The 19,756-nt window shown below is 39.6% G+C and carries 19 protein-coding genes, 1 tRNA gene and 1 riboswitch; of the genes, 6 read left to right on the forward strand and 14 right to left on the reverse strand.

Going from position 1 to position 19,756, the window contains the following annotated elements; translation table 11 throughout:
- Positions 1-17: 17 nt before the first annotated feature.
- On the reverse strand, positions 18-1,178 hold the full coding sequence (locus FM107_RS15780; protein ID WP_086949455.1) for an MFS transporter: 1,161 nt from the start codon (positions 1,176-1,178) through the stop codon (positions 18-20).
- A gap of 154 nt (positions 1,179-1,332) precedes the next feature.
- Entirely contained in the window at positions 1,333-1,989 is a 657-nt protein-coding gene (locus FM107_RS15785) for a DUF937 domain-containing protein (protein WP_086949456.1), read from the reverse strand.
- A 356-nt stretch (positions 1,990-2,345) separates the two neighbouring features.
- On the opposite strand from FM107_RS15785, the gene FM107_RS15790 reads away from it, so the two are divergent.
- Positions 2,346-3,464, forward strand: a complete 1,119-nt coding sequence (locus FM107_RS15790) for a DUF2891 domain-containing protein (RefSeq protein ID WP_086949457.1) — start codon at positions 2,346-2,348, stop codon at positions 3,462-3,464.
- A 35-nt stretch (positions 3,465-3,499) separates the two neighbouring features.
- Here FM107_RS15790 and FM107_RS15795 read toward each other — a convergent pair whose 3' ends face one another.
- Positions 3,500-3,763 (reverse strand): hypothetical protein, encoded by a 264-nt coding sequence (locus FM107_RS15795; protein WP_086949458.1) that lies wholly within the window; start codon positions 3,761-3,763, stop codon positions 3,500-3,502.
- A 72-nt stretch (positions 3,764-3,835) separates the two neighbouring features.
- Positions 3,836-3,926, reverse strand: a riboswitch (SAM-I-IV-variant riboswitch).
- Positions 3,927-4,160: 234 nt separating this feature from the next.
- Between FM107_RS15795 and htpG the strand changes: the two genes are divergently transcribed.
- The 3 genes from htpG (at position 4,161) to FM107_RS15810 (ending at position 6,980) form a co-directional block, all read left to right on the forward strand.
- The gene (gene htpG, locus FM107_RS15800) at positions 4,161-6,047 is read left to right on the forward strand and encodes a molecular chaperone HtpG (RefSeq protein ID WP_086949459.1); all 1,887 of its coding nucleotides are present in this window, start codon (positions 4,161-4,163) and stop codon (positions 6,045-6,047) included.
- Positions 6,048-6,286: 239 nt separating this feature from the next.
- Positions 6,287-6,360: transfer RNA gene (locus FM107_RS15805), tRNA-His, on the forward strand.
- A 383-nt stretch (positions 6,361-6,743) separates the two neighbouring features.
- The gene (locus FM107_RS15810; protein WP_086949460.1) at positions 6,744-6,980 is read left to right on the forward strand and encodes a hypothetical protein; all 237 of its coding nucleotides are present in this window, start codon (positions 6,744-6,746) and stop codon (positions 6,978-6,980) included.
- 208 nt (positions 6,981-7,188) lie between these two features.
- On the opposite strand, the gene FM107_RS15815 is transcribed toward FM107_RS15810, so the two are convergent.
- The 11 genes from FM107_RS15815 to FM107_RS15865 form a co-directional block, all read right to left on the reverse strand.
- Positions 7,189-7,482 carry a nuclear transport factor 2 family protein gene (locus FM107_RS15815; protein WP_143559516.1) on the reverse strand — a complete coding sequence of 98 codons (294 nt, stop codon included), beginning with the start codon at positions 7,480-7,482 and terminating at the stop codon, positions 7,189-7,191.
- 74 nt (positions 7,483-7,556) lie between these two features.
- On the reverse strand, positions 7,557-8,102 hold the full coding sequence (locus tag FM107_RS15820) for a DUF1697 domain-containing protein (RefSeq protein WP_086949462.1): 546 nt from the start codon (positions 8,100-8,102) through the stop codon (positions 7,557-7,559).
- Positions 8,103-8,238: 136 nt separating this feature from the next.
- Positions 8,239-9,072 (reverse strand): VOC family protein, encoded by an 834-nt coding sequence (locus FM107_RS15825; RefSeq protein WP_086949463.1) that lies wholly within the window; start codon positions 9,070-9,072, stop codon positions 8,239-8,241.
- Positions 9,072-9,281: a hypothetical protein gene (locus FM107_RS15830; RefSeq protein WP_086949464.1), complete on the reverse strand. Its 210-nt coding sequence runs from the start codon at positions 9,279-9,281 to the stop codon at positions 9,072-9,074. The genes FM107_RS15825 and FM107_RS15830 overlap by 1 nt, the downstream gene beginning before the upstream one ends.
- A 415-nt stretch (positions 9,282-9,696) precedes the next feature.
- Complete coding sequence (locus FM107_RS15835; RefSeq protein ID WP_086949465.1) at positions 9,697-10,143, reverse strand: VOC family protein; 447 nt, start codon at positions 10,141-10,143, stop codon at positions 9,697-9,699.
- A 610-nt stretch (positions 10,144-10,753) separates the two neighbouring features.
- Positions 10,754-11,830 (reverse strand): agmatinase family protein, encoded by a 1,077-nt coding sequence (locus FM107_RS15840; RefSeq protein ID WP_086949466.1) that lies wholly within the window; start codon positions 11,828-11,830, stop codon positions 10,754-10,756.
- Between the two features lie 253 nt (positions 11,831-12,083).
- Positions 12,084-12,503, reverse strand: a complete 420-nt coding sequence (locus FM107_RS15845) for a DUF6157 family protein (RefSeq protein ID WP_086949467.1) — start codon at positions 12,501-12,503, stop codon at positions 12,084-12,086.
- 69 nt (positions 12,504-12,572) lie between these two features.
- Positions 12,573-13,001, reverse strand: coding sequence for an SRPBCC domain-containing protein (locus FM107_RS15850; RefSeq protein WP_086949468.1), 429 nt, complete (start codon positions 12,999-13,001; stop codon positions 12,573-12,575).
- A gap of 353 nt (positions 13,002-13,354) precedes the next feature.
- Positions 13,355-13,933 (reverse strand): Crp/Fnr family transcriptional regulator, encoded by a 579-nt coding sequence (locus FM107_RS15855; protein ID WP_086949469.1) that lies wholly within the window; start codon positions 13,931-13,933, stop codon positions 13,355-13,357.
- Between the two features lie 119 nt (positions 13,934-14,052).
- Complete coding sequence (locus tag FM107_RS15860) at positions 14,053-16,659, reverse strand: DUF5686 and carboxypeptidase-like regulatory domain-containing protein (protein ID WP_179204523.1); 2,607 nt, start codon at positions 16,657-16,659, stop codon at positions 14,053-14,055.
- Positions 16,660-16,808: 149 nt separating this feature from the next.
- Entirely contained in the window at positions 16,809-18,536 is a 1,728-nt protein-coding gene (locus FM107_RS15865) for an RluA family pseudouridine synthase (RefSeq protein WP_256959583.1), read from the reverse strand.
- Between the two features lie 182 nt (positions 18,537-18,718).
- Between FM107_RS15865 and FM107_RS15870 the strand changes: the two genes are divergently transcribed.
- Together FM107_RS15870 and FM107_RS15875 are read left to right on the forward strand one after the other, a co-directional pair.
- On the forward strand, positions 18,719-19,192 hold the full coding sequence (locus FM107_RS15870) for a Dps family protein (RefSeq protein ID WP_086949470.1): 474 nt from the start codon (positions 18,719-18,721) through the stop codon (positions 19,190-19,192).
- Positions 19,193-19,323: 131 nt separating this feature from the next.
- Positions 19,324-19,743, forward strand: a complete 420-nt coding sequence (locus FM107_RS15875) for a DoxX family protein (protein ID WP_086949471.1) — start codon at positions 19,324-19,326, stop codon at positions 19,741-19,743.
- The last annotated feature ends 13 nt before the right edge of the window (positions 19,744-19,756 follow it).

Here is a 19,756-nt window from a genome sequence, read left to right on the forward strand (position 1 = left end):
TTTTGCTGTGGGTGGGGTCACAAATCCATTTTAGCACGTACGACTTTTATAAGAAATACGTAAGCCAACAAAGCACCAATACCTGCCATTCCAATACCAATCAAAGAGGGGTAATTATACGCATAACCTAATGTGATTGGGATGGCGCCTAGGTAGGCTCCTAATGTATTACCCACATTAAAACTTGCCTGACCAGCAGCGGCGGCAAATGTTTCGGCACCTCTTGCATTGTTAATAAGCATCATTTGCAGGGACGGTCCAATCGAAAATGAGATTAATCCGGTTATAAATGCCAAAGGGTACGCAACGGATGTAATGTGAGCGGTAAAAAAAACCACGACTAGGCATAATACCATCGCTGTAAAACTAGTAATGGCTGCTTTTGAAGGGGAAATGGTGTCGGCTAGTTTTCCACCCATGATATTTCCACAGAACATTCCCAACCCGATTAATATCATAATTAATGGGACGTGCTTGCTCGGTATCCGCGACACCTCAGTAACCAAGGGAGCGATATAAGAAATCCACGCAAATAGTCCTCCCGTACCTATCGCTATAATTGCAACCATCAGCCAAGCATCCCAGCGGAGGAAATATCGTATTTGATGCATGATGTCGTTTTTCTTATTTGCGGGGAATTTTGGCATCCAAAAATAAATTGCCATAGAAGTAACCAATCCTAAAAGGCTAATGGCCGCATAGGTGATGCGCCACGAATAATGTTGTCCGATATATGTTCCTAATGGTACACCCGCCAAGTTTGCAATCGTCATTCCTGTAAACATAACGGAGATTGCTTGTGCTTCCTTACCTGGCTTTGCTATTTTGGCCGCGACTACGGAGCCGACTCCAAAAAAAGCACCATGTGGAAGGCCTGCCACAAATCGTGAGACCAACAATAGTATTTTATTTGGCGCGATCGAAAAAAGACCGTTGAATACGAAAAACAATAACATTAAAAACAACAATACCTTTCTTGGTGATTGCTTCGCTGTAAATGCAACCAATGTAGGTGCGCCAACGACGACTCCTAAAGCATAAAGTGCAATAAGATTACTGGCTTCGGGAATATCAATTTGTAAATCTTTTGCAATATCCGGCAGAATTCCCATCATGGTGAATTCTGTCATCCCTATTGCTAAGCCGCCTAGTGCTAAGGCGATAAGTGCTTTGTTCATGGGTAATAAATGAGAGCACAAATCTAGCCTTTCTTATTGAATGGTACTAACTAAATTTTACAAAATTAAAAACCACATACTTGGGCGTTCAAAATGGATTAAGGTAACCATTTTCTTTCCAAAGTAGGTGGTGTGTTTATGGTGATTTTCTGCGTTATTTTCCAAACATCCCGGCGATGCTTTCTAAAATATTGCCTTTGTCTTCTGGACCTTTATCCTTGTTGAAGAATTCCCCAGCGAGATCTCCTAGTGCATCTGTTGGATTTTGATTACCTGGTTGTGCTTCTTGCGACGAGTCACCGCCCAACATGCCGTTTAATAGACCACCTATTCCTCCTGTGGAACCTCCTCCTAAAACAGAGCCAATTAAATCACCGATCCCGCCGCCCGATCCATTCTGCTTTTTTTGCTGGCCTATGTAGCTCATCACAACGGGCGCTAGCGACGCTAAAACACCACCGACTTGGTTTTGACTGAGTCCGGATTTTTCTGCAACGGATTCTGTTACTGCCGCGGTATTATTTCCAAACATATGTTGCACAATCTTATTTCCTTGTTCGTTCGATTCTTCGCCACCAAACAGGCCGCCAAGTTTATCCATTAATCCCCCGCTACTGTGGTCTTGGGCCGCTTTGTCGATTGCTTCGCCTTGTCCTTTGTTTTTTGCATTGTAATTTAAAGCAGCAATCATCAACGGTACCGCTGCCGCAATTACCCATTTTGCTTTTGACTCATTAACGCCAGTCGTCTTCGCAATTGCTGATGTGGCTTGGGCCCCAATGCCACCGGTTATTAAATCTGAGATGTTCATAATTTCTTATATTTACATTTAATTGTCGTTTAATTACGCAAATAATGTTCCCATTCTTTAAGTGGGAAGAAAGTCAAGCTCTTCCCTTCCATAAATTGTTCTACACATGATAGGGAGCGGTGCTTAGAAAAGATAAAAAGTATTGTGTAAAATTATTAATTTTAAATAAATATTATGCACCGCTTGAGAAAGTGTAGTAAAATAACGATTCTTTAGTTTAGTCGAAAGAACGATGCTTCGAGCTCAAAGTAAGACGCTTGTAAGGGAACTATGTCGACCGCTAATTGGTAAAGCCATTTATGCTGTTCGTTTTCAAGTGGTTACTTGATGTGCTAATTGTCTAAGAATTTAATTTTATGAAAAAAATAATAAACGCTAAAATTTCGATCGTATTTGTTGCAGTTGTAATTTGTTTTTCCTGCCACAGTGGTAGTGAAAAGGACATTACCCTAAATGCGGAGGCTAAAAAGCTACACATTGATATTGACCGCGCTCGCCGGATAATTGAACTCCCAATTCATTGTTTAACTTTAGAATACCCCAACAAATTGGGGCAGGTCATTGGTGGGGCTACAGATTTGAAAACACCAAAATCTTTACGCCCTATTTTTTATGGATGTTTTGATTGGCATTCCTCGGTGCATGGTTATTGGTCTATTGTAAGGCTTCTTAAGCAATTTCCAGCGCTCGATAGGCAGGGGAACGTGCGGGATTTTCTTCGTGCTCATATTACCAAAGAGAACTTGGCTATTGAACTCGATTTTTTTAATGATAAAAATAATTTAAGTTTTGAGCGCCTTTACGGATGGGCATGGTTATTTAAGTTACAACAGGAACTACTGGAGTGGCCAGATGAAGATGCAAAACAATGGGCAGAAATACTTGAACCGTTAGTTAATTTGCTTTCGAAGCGTACGCAGGTGTACTTGGACAAGCTTGTATATCCGATTCGTACGGGTCAGCACGATAATACAGCATTTAGTCTTAGTTTAATGGTTGAATATGCAAAAAGCTCAGAGGACATTGATTTGTTAAATTCAATAAACGTAAATAGCGCGCGTTTTTTTGAAAATGATAAGAGCTGCAGCCTAAGCTATGAGCCCAGTGGATCCGATTTCCTATCACCCTGTCTAGAAGAGGCACATTTGATGAGTAAAATAATGGAACCACAACGATACGAAAAGTGGCTTCGCGCCTTTCTACCCAGTTTGTTCAACGGCGATTTCTCTAGTATGCAACCTGCTCTGGTTAGCGATCGTAGCGACGGAAAACTAGTACATTTGGATGGCTTAAATTTTAGCCGTGCGCATTGTTTATACGAAATCTCGGGTAAGCTGCCCGAGCTAAAATCAATACTCATTCCGCTTGCTAATAAGCATATCAAGTTTTCGATTGATAATATATCAGGCGACGATTATATGGGAAGCCATTGGTTGGGAACCTTCGCCCTTTTATCATTAGGATCATCTAATTGAGAACTGTTAGCGTGAAAAAATAGAGGTGTAAATGATCAACACGCTGGTAATAGTGTGTTCTTTTCTAATTTTACCTTGACGACCTGAATTACCGTGAAGCCATCTTCTTTACTAATAATAGGTGAGATGTCTACACCTTTATCGACTAGGGCTTTTAGGATTGCATTTCGAAACGTCGACCTATCTGGTCCCCAGCCCCGATTTTCCACAATATCATTGTTGAGGGTGATGAGTTCGGAAATAGAATAGGTAGGGAATTTTTCCAATAAATGATGAGAGAGTTGAACAGTTGGTGACATACAATTTAATTTTTGGGATTAAACATTTAAAAAATTGTGTCCAGAAATTTTTGGGCGTCAAATTATAGTCGTAGCTGCGACAATTTTTGACAACATCCCGTATTGTTTTACCACCGTGGTTACGAACTCGGTTGGTATTGCTTAGCAATTCTGAATACCCTACTAATTTAATATACTTTATTAGTAATTCCAAATTTGTGTCGAATTTTTTGCATCGTACGTCGTTAAATTATATTTCGAATTGGCTTGCGGACTGCAATTAGGGCGTAAAAATGACAACATGTACACGTTCGTAAATTAATATTTGCTCAATACTGTCATACTGTCGTAAAATGCTGTATTGGAATGTTCCTTGTTGTTTCTTTGTGGAAATTAAAACTGTAAATAATAAAAATATATGCAAGAAAAAGGTAGTATTTCAATTCATACCGAGAATATTTTCCCGGTAATAAAGAAATTTCTTTATTCGGATAATGAAATTTTTTTAAGAGAGCTGGTTTCAAATGCTGTTGATGCTTCGCAAAAAATAAAACGATTATCATCACTCGGACAATTTAGTGGAGAGCTTGGTGATCTAACGGTTGACGTACGATTTGACGAAGACGCAAAAACGATTACGATAAGTGACCGTGGTTTGGGAATGACCGCCGAGGAGATTAAAAAATATATTAATCAGATTGCTTTTTCAGGCGCTACCGAATTTATGGAAAAATTCAAGGAGGCAAATGACGCAAACGAAATTATCGGTCGCTTTGGGTTAGGGTTCTACTCGGCATTTATGGTGGCTGACACCGTAGAAATCCAGTCCTTATCATACCAAGAAGGAGCGGAGCCCACACATTGGACATGTGATGGAAGTACATCATACGAAATAGAAAGTGGGTCACGCACCGATCGAGGTACAGATGTTATTCTTCATGTCAACGAAGAGTCGATTGAATTTTTAAAAAAAGAACGATTAGCTGAGATTCTCAATAAATATGCGCGATTCCTTCCTGTACCGGTTCGTTTTGGCACCAAATCAGAATCTTTGCCCGACGGCGAAGATGAAGAAGGGAAACCTAAATACAAGTCAATTGAAGTCGATAACTTCATTAATAATGTAGCTCCTGCTTGGACGAAATCGCCTAGCGAGTTGACTGACGAGGATTATCTAGCGTTCTATAAAGAGCTTTATCCATACTCTATGGAAGAGCCGTTATTTTGGATTCATTTAAACGTTGATTACCCATTCAACCTGACAGGGATTCTATATTTTCCGAAGGTCAAAAATGATTTCGAAATTCAACGTAATAAAATACAATTATATTCACGTCAGGTTTTTATTACCGATGAGGTCAAAGATATTGTTCCCGAATATTTGATGCTACTGCAGGGTGTGATTGATTCTCCTGATATCCCATTAAACGTTTCTCGTTCTTTCCTACAAGCGGATAGTAACGTAAAGAAAATTAACAACTATATCACGAAGAAGGTTGCCGATAAGTTGAACGAAATCTTTAAAGCAGACCGGAAGAATTTCGAAGCTAAATGGGATGATATATCATTGTTTATTAAGTACGGAATGCTCAGCGACGATAAGTTTGCCGAAAAAGCAAATGACTTTTGTTTAGTAAAGAACACTCTTGGGGAAAGTTATACTTTTAAAGAGTATTACGAAAAAGTGAAAGATCTGCAGGTGGATAAAGATGGAAATATCGTCTATTTATACACGTCAGACCCGTCGCAACAAGACGGATTTATCGCATCGATAAAAACAAAAGGATATGATGTCCTTGTATTGGACGGGCCTTTAGACACACATTTTGCGGCGTATGTTGAGCAAAAAGGTGGTGAAAAAGTACAAGCTAAGCGCGTCGACGCGGACGTGATTGATAAATTGATACAAAAAGAAGAGAACCTAGAATTGAATCTTTCTGAAGAAGATTCGCAAAAGGCGTTGTCAATTTTTGAGAAAGCGATTTCCCGTCAAGATATGAAAGTTGAGGTCGACGCATTACAATCGGACGAATTGCCTGTATCAGTCACAATTGATGAATTTATGAGACGCATGAAGGATATGGCTAAAACTGGCGGAGGCATGGGCTTTTATGGTGACTTGCCAGATAATTATAAGGTTACAGTAAACGGTAATCACCCTTTGGTCAAGCGTATCCTTGAGAGTGACGAACTAGAAGGAGCGAAGATAGCCAAACAAGCTTTTGATCTTGCATTGTTGTCGCGTGGTTTGTTACAAGGAGCAGACTTAACGTCATTCGTGAAGCGAAGTGTTGAGCTGATTTAATTATTCTATTTTAGAAAACAATATAGCATGAATCACCGGTTACGATATTTGTAACCGGTGTTTTTTTTGCAACATTTCGCCGGGTCCATGCGGTTTTGGAAAGTGGTGCACGACCAGGGACCATTCACTTTAAAATTATCTGGTTAGAAATGAACTTATTCGCCATTTAGGCCCTCTTTTTGTTTAAAAATATTTGGAGGATATCTAGATTTGTTCTACTTTTGTGACATCAAAACACGGTAGGTATAGCTCAGTTGGTTAGAGCACTAGATTGTGGTTCTAGGGGTCGTGGGTTCGAGCCCCATTACTTACCCAAAAAAGCTTCTCAAAACGGGAAGCTTTTTTTGTAACATTGTTTTTTTTCGCAGTATCTGTACGGTCATAACTTAGGTGTGTAAATTGCAACATTTGGCGGATGTTACCCATCATTCTAAATGGCACATTTTTATGCAAGCTAACTGGGGTAGCGTCTGAGTCCCACTCTACTACTGCAAACTGGCATCGGTAGAATTTGACTCAGCGGAGAAAAGCGGCTTTTTCGAATGTTAACCGAATCCGTTACAAGTCGAAAATCTGGTGCTTTTTTGTGCAGATCGTGCTAAATTCGCACATACGATACCCGACTAGAATTTTTATGAAAAGCGTAATTATATTAACTATAACCGTTATATTTAGAAGTATAAATATTGATAGGTTATGAATTTTAATAGAAGATTTACACATAATGTAAACGGAACGTCAATTGAATTTGATGCTACCTATAATCCGCAAACTCATGATTTTAGAATTATCGATTCTGGATGCGAAGATGCATACGATCTGAGTTTCGATATGCAGACGCGTATTTGGTCGATTAAAGAGGGGAGTTCTCCTTCTTTATCGGCCGATGAATTGGCGACGTTAGTGCAACAGAACTTCGGCATGTTTGTTTAAAGAAGTATTAGGTAATACTTAGGTCGCCTACACTGTGGGGTTAGGGGCGGACGGTCTGCCGTTGCATTCGCCCCAAGCTAGGTGCGGAGACCAAGTGATGATCGTTTTGAATATGGTGCCTCGCAGCTGCAGAAGGGTAGGAGAGTAGTATAGCGCGACATGTCGGTCGACCTTGACTAAGGCGGAGCCGGTTGTTGAATTGAGACTGTTAATGTGAAGTAGAAGTTATTTTCTTGATTTTTGCCTTTGACGATGCGGAAGAAAACTCATAAAAATCACTAAATCGAACAGTTTTGCCCTTATAGCTTATTTCTCCATTAACGGCAGCAAGTTTACCATGTGTTAATACGTATTTTAAGGTTAAAATAGCTGCAGGCTGTATCTCTTTGCTAACTAAATATCGTTCTACATCGTTCAATCCATGTAGGTTTATCTCGTGGCTAATGTGCCAATGGATATCATCGGCAAAGAAAGTTAGAATTTTTGCGAAATTTGAATCCACATAATATCGATAAAGCTCAATTATAAGCAGCATTTTGGGTGAATTCCCACAATTATTGAGGACTTGAATTTGCATTATCCGTTGTCGCTAAGTTGAATCAGAGCATTGATTGTATTGAGGTTACGACCTGTAGCATTAACTTGCAAAGTACGTTCAAAAAATGCATTACTTAGCTTAGCTTTTGATACGCCGTTCGGTAGGTAGAAGTACAAGATTTTGTTTTTTATAAAATACCACTCCGGAGAAAATTCGCGTTCGGAAAGTAATGTAACAAGTTCCTTTGAAGGAGTTTTGTCAAGCACCGTGATAAATAACCTATTCGCCTCTATTGGGGGGCGAGGAGGTATGTCTTTTAGGATCGATTTAAGGTCTTTATTGCTTTTAGCAAATACTTTGATCTCCAGTCCAAATGTTTCTTTTATAATTTGTCGAATTTTCTTCTCGACTTCAATTGGTGTGGATGCAGCATTGAGGACTATATTTCCACTTTGGATATAGGTGCAAACATTTGTATATCCGGCGAGGAGTATCGCTTCTCGTAAATCCTTCATTCTTATGACGTTCTTTCCCGAAACGTTCACCGCCCTTAGTAATACAACGTATGTTGTGTTGCTAGTCATTTTCTTTGTTTATTTTGGTAAATAATGATTGATGAATCTAATTTGGTTGTCCAGAATTACAAAAAGGCCGCTCGATGACCGCAAAAAATATTACTTCAAGAGATTCGTTGTATCATAGTGTACATTTATTTATAAGCTAATTGTTTGGTCCGACAAGCTGATCGATGTTGATTTTTTTCATAGTCATTATGTTTTTTTGTGCATCTGGAGAATTTTCAAAAATTTCGTTTAAGTTCGCAGGCACGACTTGCCAGCTTATACCAAATGGATCTTTGCACCACCCGCACTGGCTTTCGCTTCCATTTCTGGTTATCGCTTCCCAATAATAATCGATTTCCGATTGGTTCGCGCATTCGATGACCATGGATACTCCCTCGTCGAACGTAAAATCTTGAGGTATACCGCTATCCATTGCCATTAACGTAAAACCATTGATGACGAATTGCGTGTGCTGAATTTGGTCCTCGTGTTTTCCGTCTTCATATCGGAGAATTCCTTGGGTTTTAAAGGAATCAAATAGCGATTCGTAAAAGTGGAGTGCCGCTTCGCATTTCCCCTGGTTTTCACCAGAAAACATTAACGTTGGTACAATAGATTGATTATTAACATCACCCCGTTTCCCCAAATAGAACTGCCACCCCACACCATATTTATCATTTAGCCAACCATAGTAAGCGCTCCACGGATATTTTTGTAGGGGCATTAATTCCGTTCCATTTTTCACCAGCGCATCCCAATATTTATTGATTTCGATTTCGTCTTCACAAATAACCATAAACGAAATTGAGTTATTGGGTTTAAAAATTGGCCCTCCATTAATACCGATAAAATGGGTGCCCATTAGGTTTGCTGATGCAACCATGCGGGTGGAAAGATTGTGATTGCTGTCGGCGAATAGGTTTCCGTAAAACTCCAACGCATCGTGCGCATCGTTGTTGAACCAAATTGCCGGATAAAGTGAATTTTCCATTAATTTTTTTCCATTATTAATTTAAGATTCTCAAGTCCATGTTTAAAATCTGCATCCATATCAAAAAAGTTCGTCACAAAATTGAATGGATAAGGGATAGCGCCACTTATTCCCCAAGAGACTTCGCTTTGTCGGTCGCTGATCGGGATAACGTCAAAAAATGATTTATTCGCCACGTCGCTTCCGTCGAAATATATGTCGATTTCCACGCGCTTATCTGGAACAAGTTTCGTGATTACTTGCTTCCCTTTTCCTACTTTTTCGCTTTCCCATTCATAGATGAATCCTACCGTTTTGTCTTCACCGTCATATTTACGGACGATGGTAGTGTCATTCTCCGACCAAGGGTCATACGTGCCTTGGTTTTTAAGAGAGGATACATATTCGTATATATCTGTTATCTGTATTAGGTCTGTTAATCGTTATTTTGTTTTCTGCGTGAAATTTTTTGGGAAGAAAAAATGCAACGATGAGCACCAATGCAATGCTGCCTAGTATCACAAATAAGATGTATTTTAAAATTTTCATGGAGATTTAGGCTGTCTAAAATTTAGTATGCTTTATTTGACAAGGGCTTTTTAAAATACATGTTTATCAAAATTTGTATCATTAAACACCCGTGTATTAATAATCCATTTTCTTGTTTCCTTCGAAATGTATCATCCATGCGACGCCAAACTGATCGGTAAACGAGGAGAATAATTCGGCAAAAAACATTTCGCCCAAATCCATTTCTAAATTTTGGGCATTTATGCTCAATTTAGAATATAAGTTGCGGGCCTCTTCTGCTGTTTCCGTGTCGAGCATTATATACGTGGAGTTTCCAAACGTTGCCCTTTGTCCAAAGCTATCGACACAATCGGTTCCCATAAGCATTACGCTTTCGTTGACCATTAAGGATGTGTGCATGATTTTGTTTGCGTCAGCATCGTTCACCGGTACATTGGGATCCTCCGGTAGGTCCTTAAAGCGATGTGCCGTGGGTTCGGGACCTCCAAAAACGGTGTGATAGAAATTGAATGCTTCTTCACAGTTTCCGTTAAAATTCAAGTATACATGTAATTTAGCCATAATATTGCGTTTTAATTGTTTAAAATAGTAATGTTAATTAGTTAGTTAGAATCATTTAGCATTTTTTTTTTGATACTATTACTTCTTGCGCTGTTTCCTATTCCGCAGAAAGAAAACGCTCTCAACAAGCACCTCTGTATGGCGAGCGGACCGCATATGTCACTGCTTCATAGGGCTCTCTCCAAAACGTTTTGAAAATTGTGCCTTCTAGAAGACAAAACAAATACAATCCTTTTTGGTTTTCATGACCTTTTCCAGTTAACAAGAACTACAAATTATTGCTACATGCTAGTATTTATCGAATTACATCGTGCCACAACATTTGCTCTGGACACTTAATTTTTTTTTTGAATAGATCATTTAAATGCCAACTATTTGTCGTAAAGTATTTCAAAGTTACTATGGTATATAATAAGATTGCTTGCCTTATGGCAAGATTTAATAATTGAATTGCTTCGCTATATGATCGGTAGGGTTTTATTGTGGTGTTAGTCGGTTACCAGTGCGCGTCCCTCAATTGGTAAATTGTAGGAGCGGGGCCATACTTTAACAAAAACACTTCTACTCGAACCTTGTAAAAGCGTTTTGTTATTTCTTAATTCGGAGTAAACTAGAATTGGATTTTTTCTCCGGTATCGAATCCATTATTTTTTGCAAAAATGCCACACAGATGAAAGAGTAAACGAGCACCAACATTTCCATCCCATTCGTCATCACCAGGTGCAACTTCAACGAGATCAATTCCTATTATTTTTTTATTAGAAGTTGCGAGTTTACTTAACATATAAGTAACCTGCTCATATGAAAGGCCTCCGGGGACGGGCGTTCCAGTATTGGGACAATACCATTGGTATAATGCATCAATATCAAAGCTGATAGCAACATGCTCTGGTAACAAATTGATGATATGGTCAACCTGAGACTGCCAATTATCGCCTTCAAATTGTTTTGACTTTAGGTATGCGTCAGTAAAGACATGTATTTTTTCGGACTCTTTGGCCAAAGCAACTTCTTGTTCGCAGAAATCACGAACTCCAACTTGTATCAATTTAGTTACCTGTGGAAGTTTTATCGTGTTAAACATAATGGACGCATGCGAGTAGGTGAATCCCTCGTAAGCATCACGCAAATCCATATGTGCGTCAAAATGTAGAATTCCGAAATTTGCGCAATTCGCGGCAAGGGCGTTGTAGTACCCCAAAGGGGTAGAGTGGTCTCCTCCTAATAAAATAACCTTTTTCCCTTGGGCCATCCACGACTGAACCCGCTCTTCGATATGTTTATTTAGGGAGGCGCTTGCGCGGTTGATCGCATCTTGATTAGCGTTAAGTACCGGTAAAGACTGGACATCCTCGCCATGTTCAAGCGATTCAATAATGGGTTGTGCTAAAGCCTTTAACCGTTTGCTTTCAAACAGGCAGTCTTCCGATATTTCGTCCATAAATATTCCCGCCTTCCATAAATCTGGAAACTCTTCGTGAAGGAGATCTACTTGAAATGACGCATCGAAAATTGCTTTGGGCCCAAGCGAGGCTCCCGCACCGTAGCTTACGGTTACTTCCCAGGGGACTGGAACAACGATAATTTCACTCTCGTCAGCGGTGAATGGTAATCCAAAAATGGTGGCATCGGCCAGACCTGGCTGCGAGGGATCGAAATTTTTTATTTTTTCTTCTTTCGTGGACATTGTTGTTTCTGTTTTGGGCAAAGATAACAAGAAGAACGGTTGATCAACGTGCTATCTTGACAGTTTTTTACGCCATGTGTTTAATATCTCTAACCTTACCCCGAAACGCTTAAAGTGTGATTTGCACTCAACGGTTTGATTTCGCCTCGACTTCGGAGCTTGGAATACCCAACCCTAATTTCAATTCGGAACGAGCTCGTGTCTGCGAGCGATAAACCAGTAAGGGTAGCTGCATAAGAAATAATAATATCCATTATTTTCTTTTATTTGAACGCATTGCACCGATTTTAGTTATCCTAACATCATGCAGCATAGCGCTATATTCGAGCGATGCCATATCCACAAGCTTGATTTTCCCCGTTTGATCGGCGTATATTCCCCATCCGTAGCGTTTAGCTAATGCAGAGGTTCGCAGGCATGGTTGTCCCTTCGAAAAAAATAACAGCCTTGCATCTGATAATTGGGGTAGGATTAGGCCAGTCCGCAACGCATGAATATTGAAAATAATGTCGTCAGCTGTATGGATGAAAGGATTGTCATTGATCATATCAAATTGCATCCTAGCAACTGTTGAACTTCCAGATCTACGTGGTGGTACGATGCCTTTAACTGCTCTGGTATCCTCGGCCACCGTAATTAAAGTCTGGTAATAGTTTGTTGAGTGTTGCTTCATCGTTCAAATTGTTTGCTGGACAATGGTGGCTTCTTTTTTTCGCCAGTTTTTGGAATGTTAAAAAGCGATTTATGATGCAGTGGTTCCATATACACGTTCAACATACGACTTGAAATTATCCAAAATAGCTTGCCATCCTTCCCGCTGGGCCTCCGGTAGATTTGTAGATTCAGGATCAAACGTCACGGTTACTTTCGTCGTGTCTTTTTTGGACTTAAATTTGATTTCGACTTTGCGACCATCAGCCATCGTATAGGCAATTCGTTCGAAAGGATCGAGGGCCGTATAAGTTCCTTCAAAATCAAAGCCGGTACTACCGTCTTTTGCCTCCATTCGGTATCGGAGTTTTCCGCCAATACGCAGGTCGTTGACCGTGCTCGTGCAGTGCCAATTGTCCGATGCACGGTTCCATTCTTTTATGTCTTCCTCTGAATTGTATGCATTCCACACTGTTTCAACTCGATTGTTCACCTTATTCTTAATTGTAATGGACTCCATATTAGATTTATTTTACAGTTTTCAATTCGTTTTTGTCTTTTTTTAACTATTCATGATAACAACAGAATGTTTATAGCGTTGATGATGCATCATCGATTGAGCTATCTCGAAAGTAAGACAGTTATATTGATTAACAAACAACCTCATTATTATGTTTGCACTAAGTTCGCGGACTGTATGAATCGGAGATTGTCGGGTCAAATCCAATAACGCTAATTTTTAGCCGATAATTTCAGGATTAAAATATAAGTATTTAACACGACTACGTGTATTCTTCCAATCTTTTAATTCTCGTTTGCACTGTGAGTAAATAGGGGGTACTGCGATCGCTGCCACCCAATACCGGTAGAAGATTACTTCCCGACTAATTCTTTCCTTATGCGGCTTAACGAAGTGTCAGTGATCCCTAAATAGCTTGCTACGTGTTTTAGTGGGGCTCGCTGTAATATTTGTGGCTTTTCTTCGAGTAGAAGCTTGTACCGATCGATTGCCGAAAGACTAATAATGTTAAGTGTCCGTCTTTTCGTTAGCAGCAGTTGGAAGGCCATCCAATTACGTCCCCACTCTGTTAGCGCTGGAATTGTTTCAAATAAGTTTTGGAACGCATCGAATTTTATTTCCCATAAGATACAGTCCGTTAAACAAACGACATGCTCCTGTGTGGGGATGTGATGAAAAAAAGACGCAACTTCAATAACGAGATCATCGTTGCAAAAAAAATCTGTGCTGATATCATTCCCTTGATAATCATATATAAATGACCGGACGACTCCTTCTTCTAATATATAATAGCTATCACTAATTTGCCCTTCTGTGAGCAGTACATCACCTTTTTTAAAAACCTTTTTAACATGCGCGTTGACGAGCTTACATAAGTCGGCGTCCGTCATTGTTGGATAATGGTAGGTCTGTCGGATTCTTTGAGGGTACATAGGATGTGCAATGTTAACATCCTAAAAATACAAATAAATACTTAAAATAAATGCTACTTCACTTCATTGGAGTAGCATTTATTGATTCTTACTGCGTATTATGATCGATGCGTATGTTACTAAAATTCGAATTTGACACGTACGCGAATACCGTGTTTCGGTGCCTCGGGAAGATCCGTATAATTAAGTCGTCGAACATAATCAACACGTATAAACTTGAATATATTTGTCAAACCGACACTCGCCTCTAGGTACGGTTTGGATCCAAATCCATACGTAATAGGTTCGCCATTTTCATTTTTTTGGAACTCAAAAACCTCGTTATTATAAGCCGGGTCATTGCTTTCACGTAGGCCACCGTATAGCGCTTTGAGGCTGAATACTTCGCGCCATTGCAGTTTTTTAATTAATGGGATTTTATTTAAAATAAACCCATTCATGTAATACTGAATATTAGCGGCGACGGATTGGTCACTCACGAACTCCAAAAAGTTCATTAAATTATAAGAGCGGAGCTGGTACGCATACGTTTGGTTCGCCCGGTGGATATTTAGAAATGGGAAAGGAATATTATCGCCCATTATGTAATTACCCTCCAAATTGACATCTGCGTAACCGAGTTGCGAGAAGTAGAACCGCTTGTCGACCCCTAACGTAAAGTTGTGATAGTTATATTCTCCCTGTAAGACGTTTTTTAAACCACCAATATAGTTAAGATAAAATATAGGGTACTTGTTAAAGAGAGGTGTCCTATAATTTTTGCCTTGGTAAAACTCTTCGTGTGGAGCATAACGTAGACTAACAGACAACTCCGTTGTATTCAGTTCATCAAATATCGTTGACTCCCCCATATCGTCGGTCGTTCTATAGGACAAGATACCGGCCGTCTGTTGCCTCCATTTTGAAAGACCAACAACATAAGAAAAGTGGTTTTCGAACTCCCTTTTGTATTCCAATCGATAGATATCGTTATATAGATATCTTAAGTTTTCCCCCCGCTTGAATGATAAAAGGAAATTATCTTCTTGTACGAACTCTAAATTTTGTCCAGGTATTTTAGTATCCCGCATCACCGAAGCACGTAAATAATGTTGTGGAAATGTGTATACAGATTTGTTGTTTAAAGCATACGTACCACTAAGAAAATATTTCCATTTTTTATCTTTAAAACCGTACGCTGTGTATCCTTCCGCGTAAAATTTCTTACTTAATCGGTCAGTTGTTCGCCCACCAACGCGTAGACGAAATCCTTCGATTGAGTTAAAGCTATAGAAGGTATTTACGGGCCCAACCTCCACCGGTCCTGCCTGTTTGTAACCGGATAGAACCAGCGCACTGATGTCCATAAAACGTTGAAACGACGGAATAAGTTGAAGTGTATCAACATTCCTGTAAATATTTACTTCATTTGGTTTTAGCGGTATTGGCCGGTGAGAGGCTAAATATTCTTCTGTTAGTTCCTCCGTTTTATGCTCTTCACCCTCTTGACCTTCTTGTTCGTAAACACGAATGACATTGCCACCTTCGTAAAGACTGTCAGGCTGGGCGACCCCAGTTTTGAAATCGTCATAGGTTACCGTTCGGTTTCCGCGAATTCCGGTACCCTTATTTGTTAGTGAGAAATCGAGCCCCAAGGAGCTTGTTTTTAAATAATATTTGTCCTGCGGGTCCTGATCGAAATCTAATTGCACATCAAGATCGCGAACAAAGTTTAAGTTTATGTCATTATCAACACTTAGCTCAGCACGTTTTACCGCATATTTACCGTCTAACGTGATGTATAGTTTCCCTTGAAACAACATATCTGCTTTGTTTCTAGGAAAAAATGCAAGTTCAACTAAATATGGTGTTTCTGTTTTGACTGTGTCGGTGATGTAAAATCTATAGAATGTCGGTGATGAGCCTGCAATTGGACTTAAAAATTGATTGGTCACCAGTTCTATATTGCTTTCATAGATATCAATGTCTTGATAGAGTTTGTTGAAATAGGCGCTTAGACCGTCATTGTCTACGAACTTCGGGTCAAATTGAGCACGTTTCTCTGCTAATATGAATTGTTTTGTCTTGTTCGGTTTTTTACGAAAGAATATGTTTGACAATCGTTCTTCAATGTATGCAGGTAGTGTGTAGGCCGTTTCTGCTGCTCCTTGATCCGAATCTTCCTTTTCGAAAAGGAACTGGTAGTTTTTGAAAATCTTGCGATTTTTAAATTTTTCTGAAATATTACTCAGTCCAAGTGATACTTTTTCATACTGTTGAAATTGAGCGTAATCGTATCCCTCTAATCTGTTTTCATCTTTGTGCTCAATCACTTTACGAATAAGCTCGACTGCGGGATTGTTCTTGTTCGAGTATTTAGAGCGTTTGGGACTTTGTATCGAAACGGTTTCAAGCGTATTATCTTCTGGCATTAGATAGATCGTCATTTCTTGGTACGCCTCATTAGAAATCGTGATATCCTTCGATTCGAAGCCAACGAAGGATACGCGGAGTTTCGAATACCCAGGTTTCAAATCCAATTGAAAATCCCCCGCGTCATCAGTAGAAGTGGCGTAAATTGTTCCAACAGCGGCGATCGTAGCATAGCCAATGGGCGCTTTGTTGGTAACGTCCATGACCTTACCTTTTATGTGGATGGTTTGTGCAATCGAAGAAAAGGATAACAAGAGTATTCCAATTAGTGTGAGAGCGTATTTCCTTACTCGATTTATATATTGAATAGACATACTATTTTATTGTATTTTTACAATTGACTATTGTACCAACAAGGTCAGTATTTTAAAAAGTCTAACAAAAGTAGCTATACTTTAATTTATTCAAAAAGGATTTAAACTTATTTGTTTGATTGTGACTTTCGTTTGATTTTTCTTTTGGTTTAAAACGGATCGGGTACTGTGAATGAAACTTGATTACTAGAATCTGGGTGAATAAATGCGATATACCCTGCATGTAGATGCAATCGATCCGCTTTAGTACCATATAAATCATCACCGACGATAGGGTGGTTCAAACCTAAATGATGTGCTGCATGGACCCGTAATTGATGGGTGCGTCCACTTAACGGAAAAAAATGGATTCGCGTGTTTCCATGCTCGTGCCTTACTACTTTATAACGAGTTTGTGCGGGCTTGCCATGCTGGTAACAAACCATCTGGCGAGGCCTATCCTCTAGATCGACACGAAGGGGTAAATCAATTACACCTTCGTGTGTAGTAAGCTCACCTTCTAGAAGAGCGGTATACCGTTTAATGACCGTGTGTTTTATAAATTGATCCTGTATAAACTGATGGGCATGTTTGTTTTTTGCAAGTACGAGAATACCTGAAGTGGACATATCGAGCCGGTGAATAATGACTGGCCCCGTTATGTCAGGCGTTCGATCGACAATGCGCTGATAAACAGAGTCCTTTATATGTATGCCCGGGACAGATAAAAATTCCGATGGCTTATTGATTACGATAATCGATTTATCTTGGTAGATAATCTCGAACTCCTTATCCGAAGCCGGATTCTTTAATAAGGGATTAGGATCTACATTCAGTCCGGTTAACATGTGCGACAGTATCGGCTCGCATTTACTTTTACAGGCCGGATAATACTGTTTGTGTTTCCGTATCTCAGAAGTCGGAGATGCTCCCCACCAAAACTCCATCATCGAGATTGGCTTTAGACCATTAGCAAATGCATATTGTAGTAGTTTTGGACCAGCACATTCTCCAGCGCCAGCGGGCGGGACCCGCATTCTTTCGAGTTCGAAAATTTCCAATAAACTTTTCTGTTCAGCGCGAATATTTAAAAAGCGATACTGATTGAATAGTTTACGCTGAAGGGCTGAGGATTTCTCGCGACGAGTGATGCGTAGTTTTTCGATTTGTGCTTCCGAGGCATCAATATTCGATTGCACTGTTTGGATCTTTGTTTTCCATTCCGACTTCAAGATGTCTTGTTCATACTGATCCCGGTAACTCTGTTTAATCAGATCTTCAATGAGTAAGGTATATTCTTTCTCCGGTAAAATATGTTTGTTTGTTTCGCGCTTATTTTTTCGAATCGCTTTTTCGGTTTTCATATGCCGCCGAAAATTGCTGAGCGCTAGCTCAGCTTGCGTACGCAATTCTTCTAGGAGTTTCCGGTTTTTCGAAAGTATGTCTGCGGATTCTAATTGTTCAATTTCACGATTAAGGGCATTGATTTGTGTTTCCTCTTGCAAAAAGAAGCTGTCGTGGGTGAGCATATCAAATACAGGGGGCACGAAAAATGTGTGTTGATTTGTACCTGCGAGTTTGCCTGAACAGGCGGCGAGGTAACCAAGCCGCTTGTCGTGGGTCTGAACGACGAGCACACCGAACATTTTACCAAGTCCAGGTTCTTGTGAATCTGTAAGTCCAAAATTATGTTTAAAATCAGTTTGGCGAGTTAGATAATCCTGTACTTCGCGCGAAGCGCAGCTGCTCAGTAAGTCCGGGTGATAAAAAAAAGGAAACGTGAAATTCGATGGTAACGGATAATTCGAGATATCCGTTTTGAATGTATGAAAAAATGGCGGTGTGTCCTTTATCATGCTACTTTCGTTTGCCGTCACAAAAGTACTAAACTTGATCATATTTTTGACATTAATATGGAGTTCTCTTTATTCCCAAACGATAAAAAATCGTATCTTGTCTAAAGCAGCGCGAGTTGGCTCAACAGTAAGAGCCACTGCAAAGAACCGGTGAATTGCGATGCTTATAGTAAGACTTGTGCTTTTTGAAAGGAAATAATTAGTTAGTAGATAATAGAAATAATATGAGAACAAATATTGGTGTTAAAGAAAAAGATACGCTAGCGGTGGCTAGCATCTTAAATAAATTATTGGCAGATGAACATGTGCTTTATATTAAAGTGAGAAATGCTCACTGGAATGTCGAAGGTCCAGATTTTCATGCGCAACATTTGTTTTTCGAAGAGCTTTATGGTGAGTTGGAGGAAACGATTGACGAGATCGCTGAACGAATTAGAGCAATAGGGCATTATGCGGTCGGAACGATGAAAGAATTCCTTGAGCTTTCGCAGTTGGATGAGATGCGCTATACAAAAAGTGATTCCCAAGGATTTATAAAGGAGTTACTAGGTGATTACGAATCCATCATTACGTTTGTTCGTGAACAGCTCGATGTCGTGGGCGAAGACCATAAGGATGCAGGAACGGAAGACTTTCTGGTTGCTATAATCGAAAAGCATGAGAAAACTGCTTGGATGCTTCGCGCCCATTTAAAATAGAAAGTAAAAAATGCTAGATAAAATTTTGACTTAAATGCAATTTTCAAGATCTATGCTTTTTTTTATCCCTAAAGAATCAGTGAGAAGCTTTTTTACTGATTCTTTTTTACGTTAGAAGTGAAAACTTATTTATGAAAAAATTTTTTCTCAGTGTGCAAAAAGGTACGTTCGCGACGAATTTAGCTGCACTGACGCTACGAATTGGTTTTGGGTTATTGATGATCCCAAATCACGGTTATGTGAAACTTATTGAGTTTAATGTGCGTAAAGACGATTTTATGAATTTTATGGGCTTGGGTGGTGCATTCTCTCTCAGCCTCGCTATTTTTGCTGAATTTTTCTGTTCCATTTTACTGGTGCTGGGGTTATTTACACGATTAGCTACCATACCATTATTAGTTACTACGCTCGTTATTTTCTCTGCGCACGATTGGGAACTACTCGGAAGACATGAATTAGGTACAGCGTTTTTTGCAGCTTACCTTGCTATTTTATTCATTGGACCAGGGAAGTTTAGCCTCGATTATATGTTTCTGAAGAAGCGCCGGTAGGTGATCCGTAATC

Origin of the sequence: Sphingobacterium sp. JB170 (assembly GCF_900163865.1) — a bacterium.
GTDB lineage: Bacteria > Bacteroidota > Bacteroidia > Sphingobacteriales > Sphingobacteriaceae > Sphingobacterium.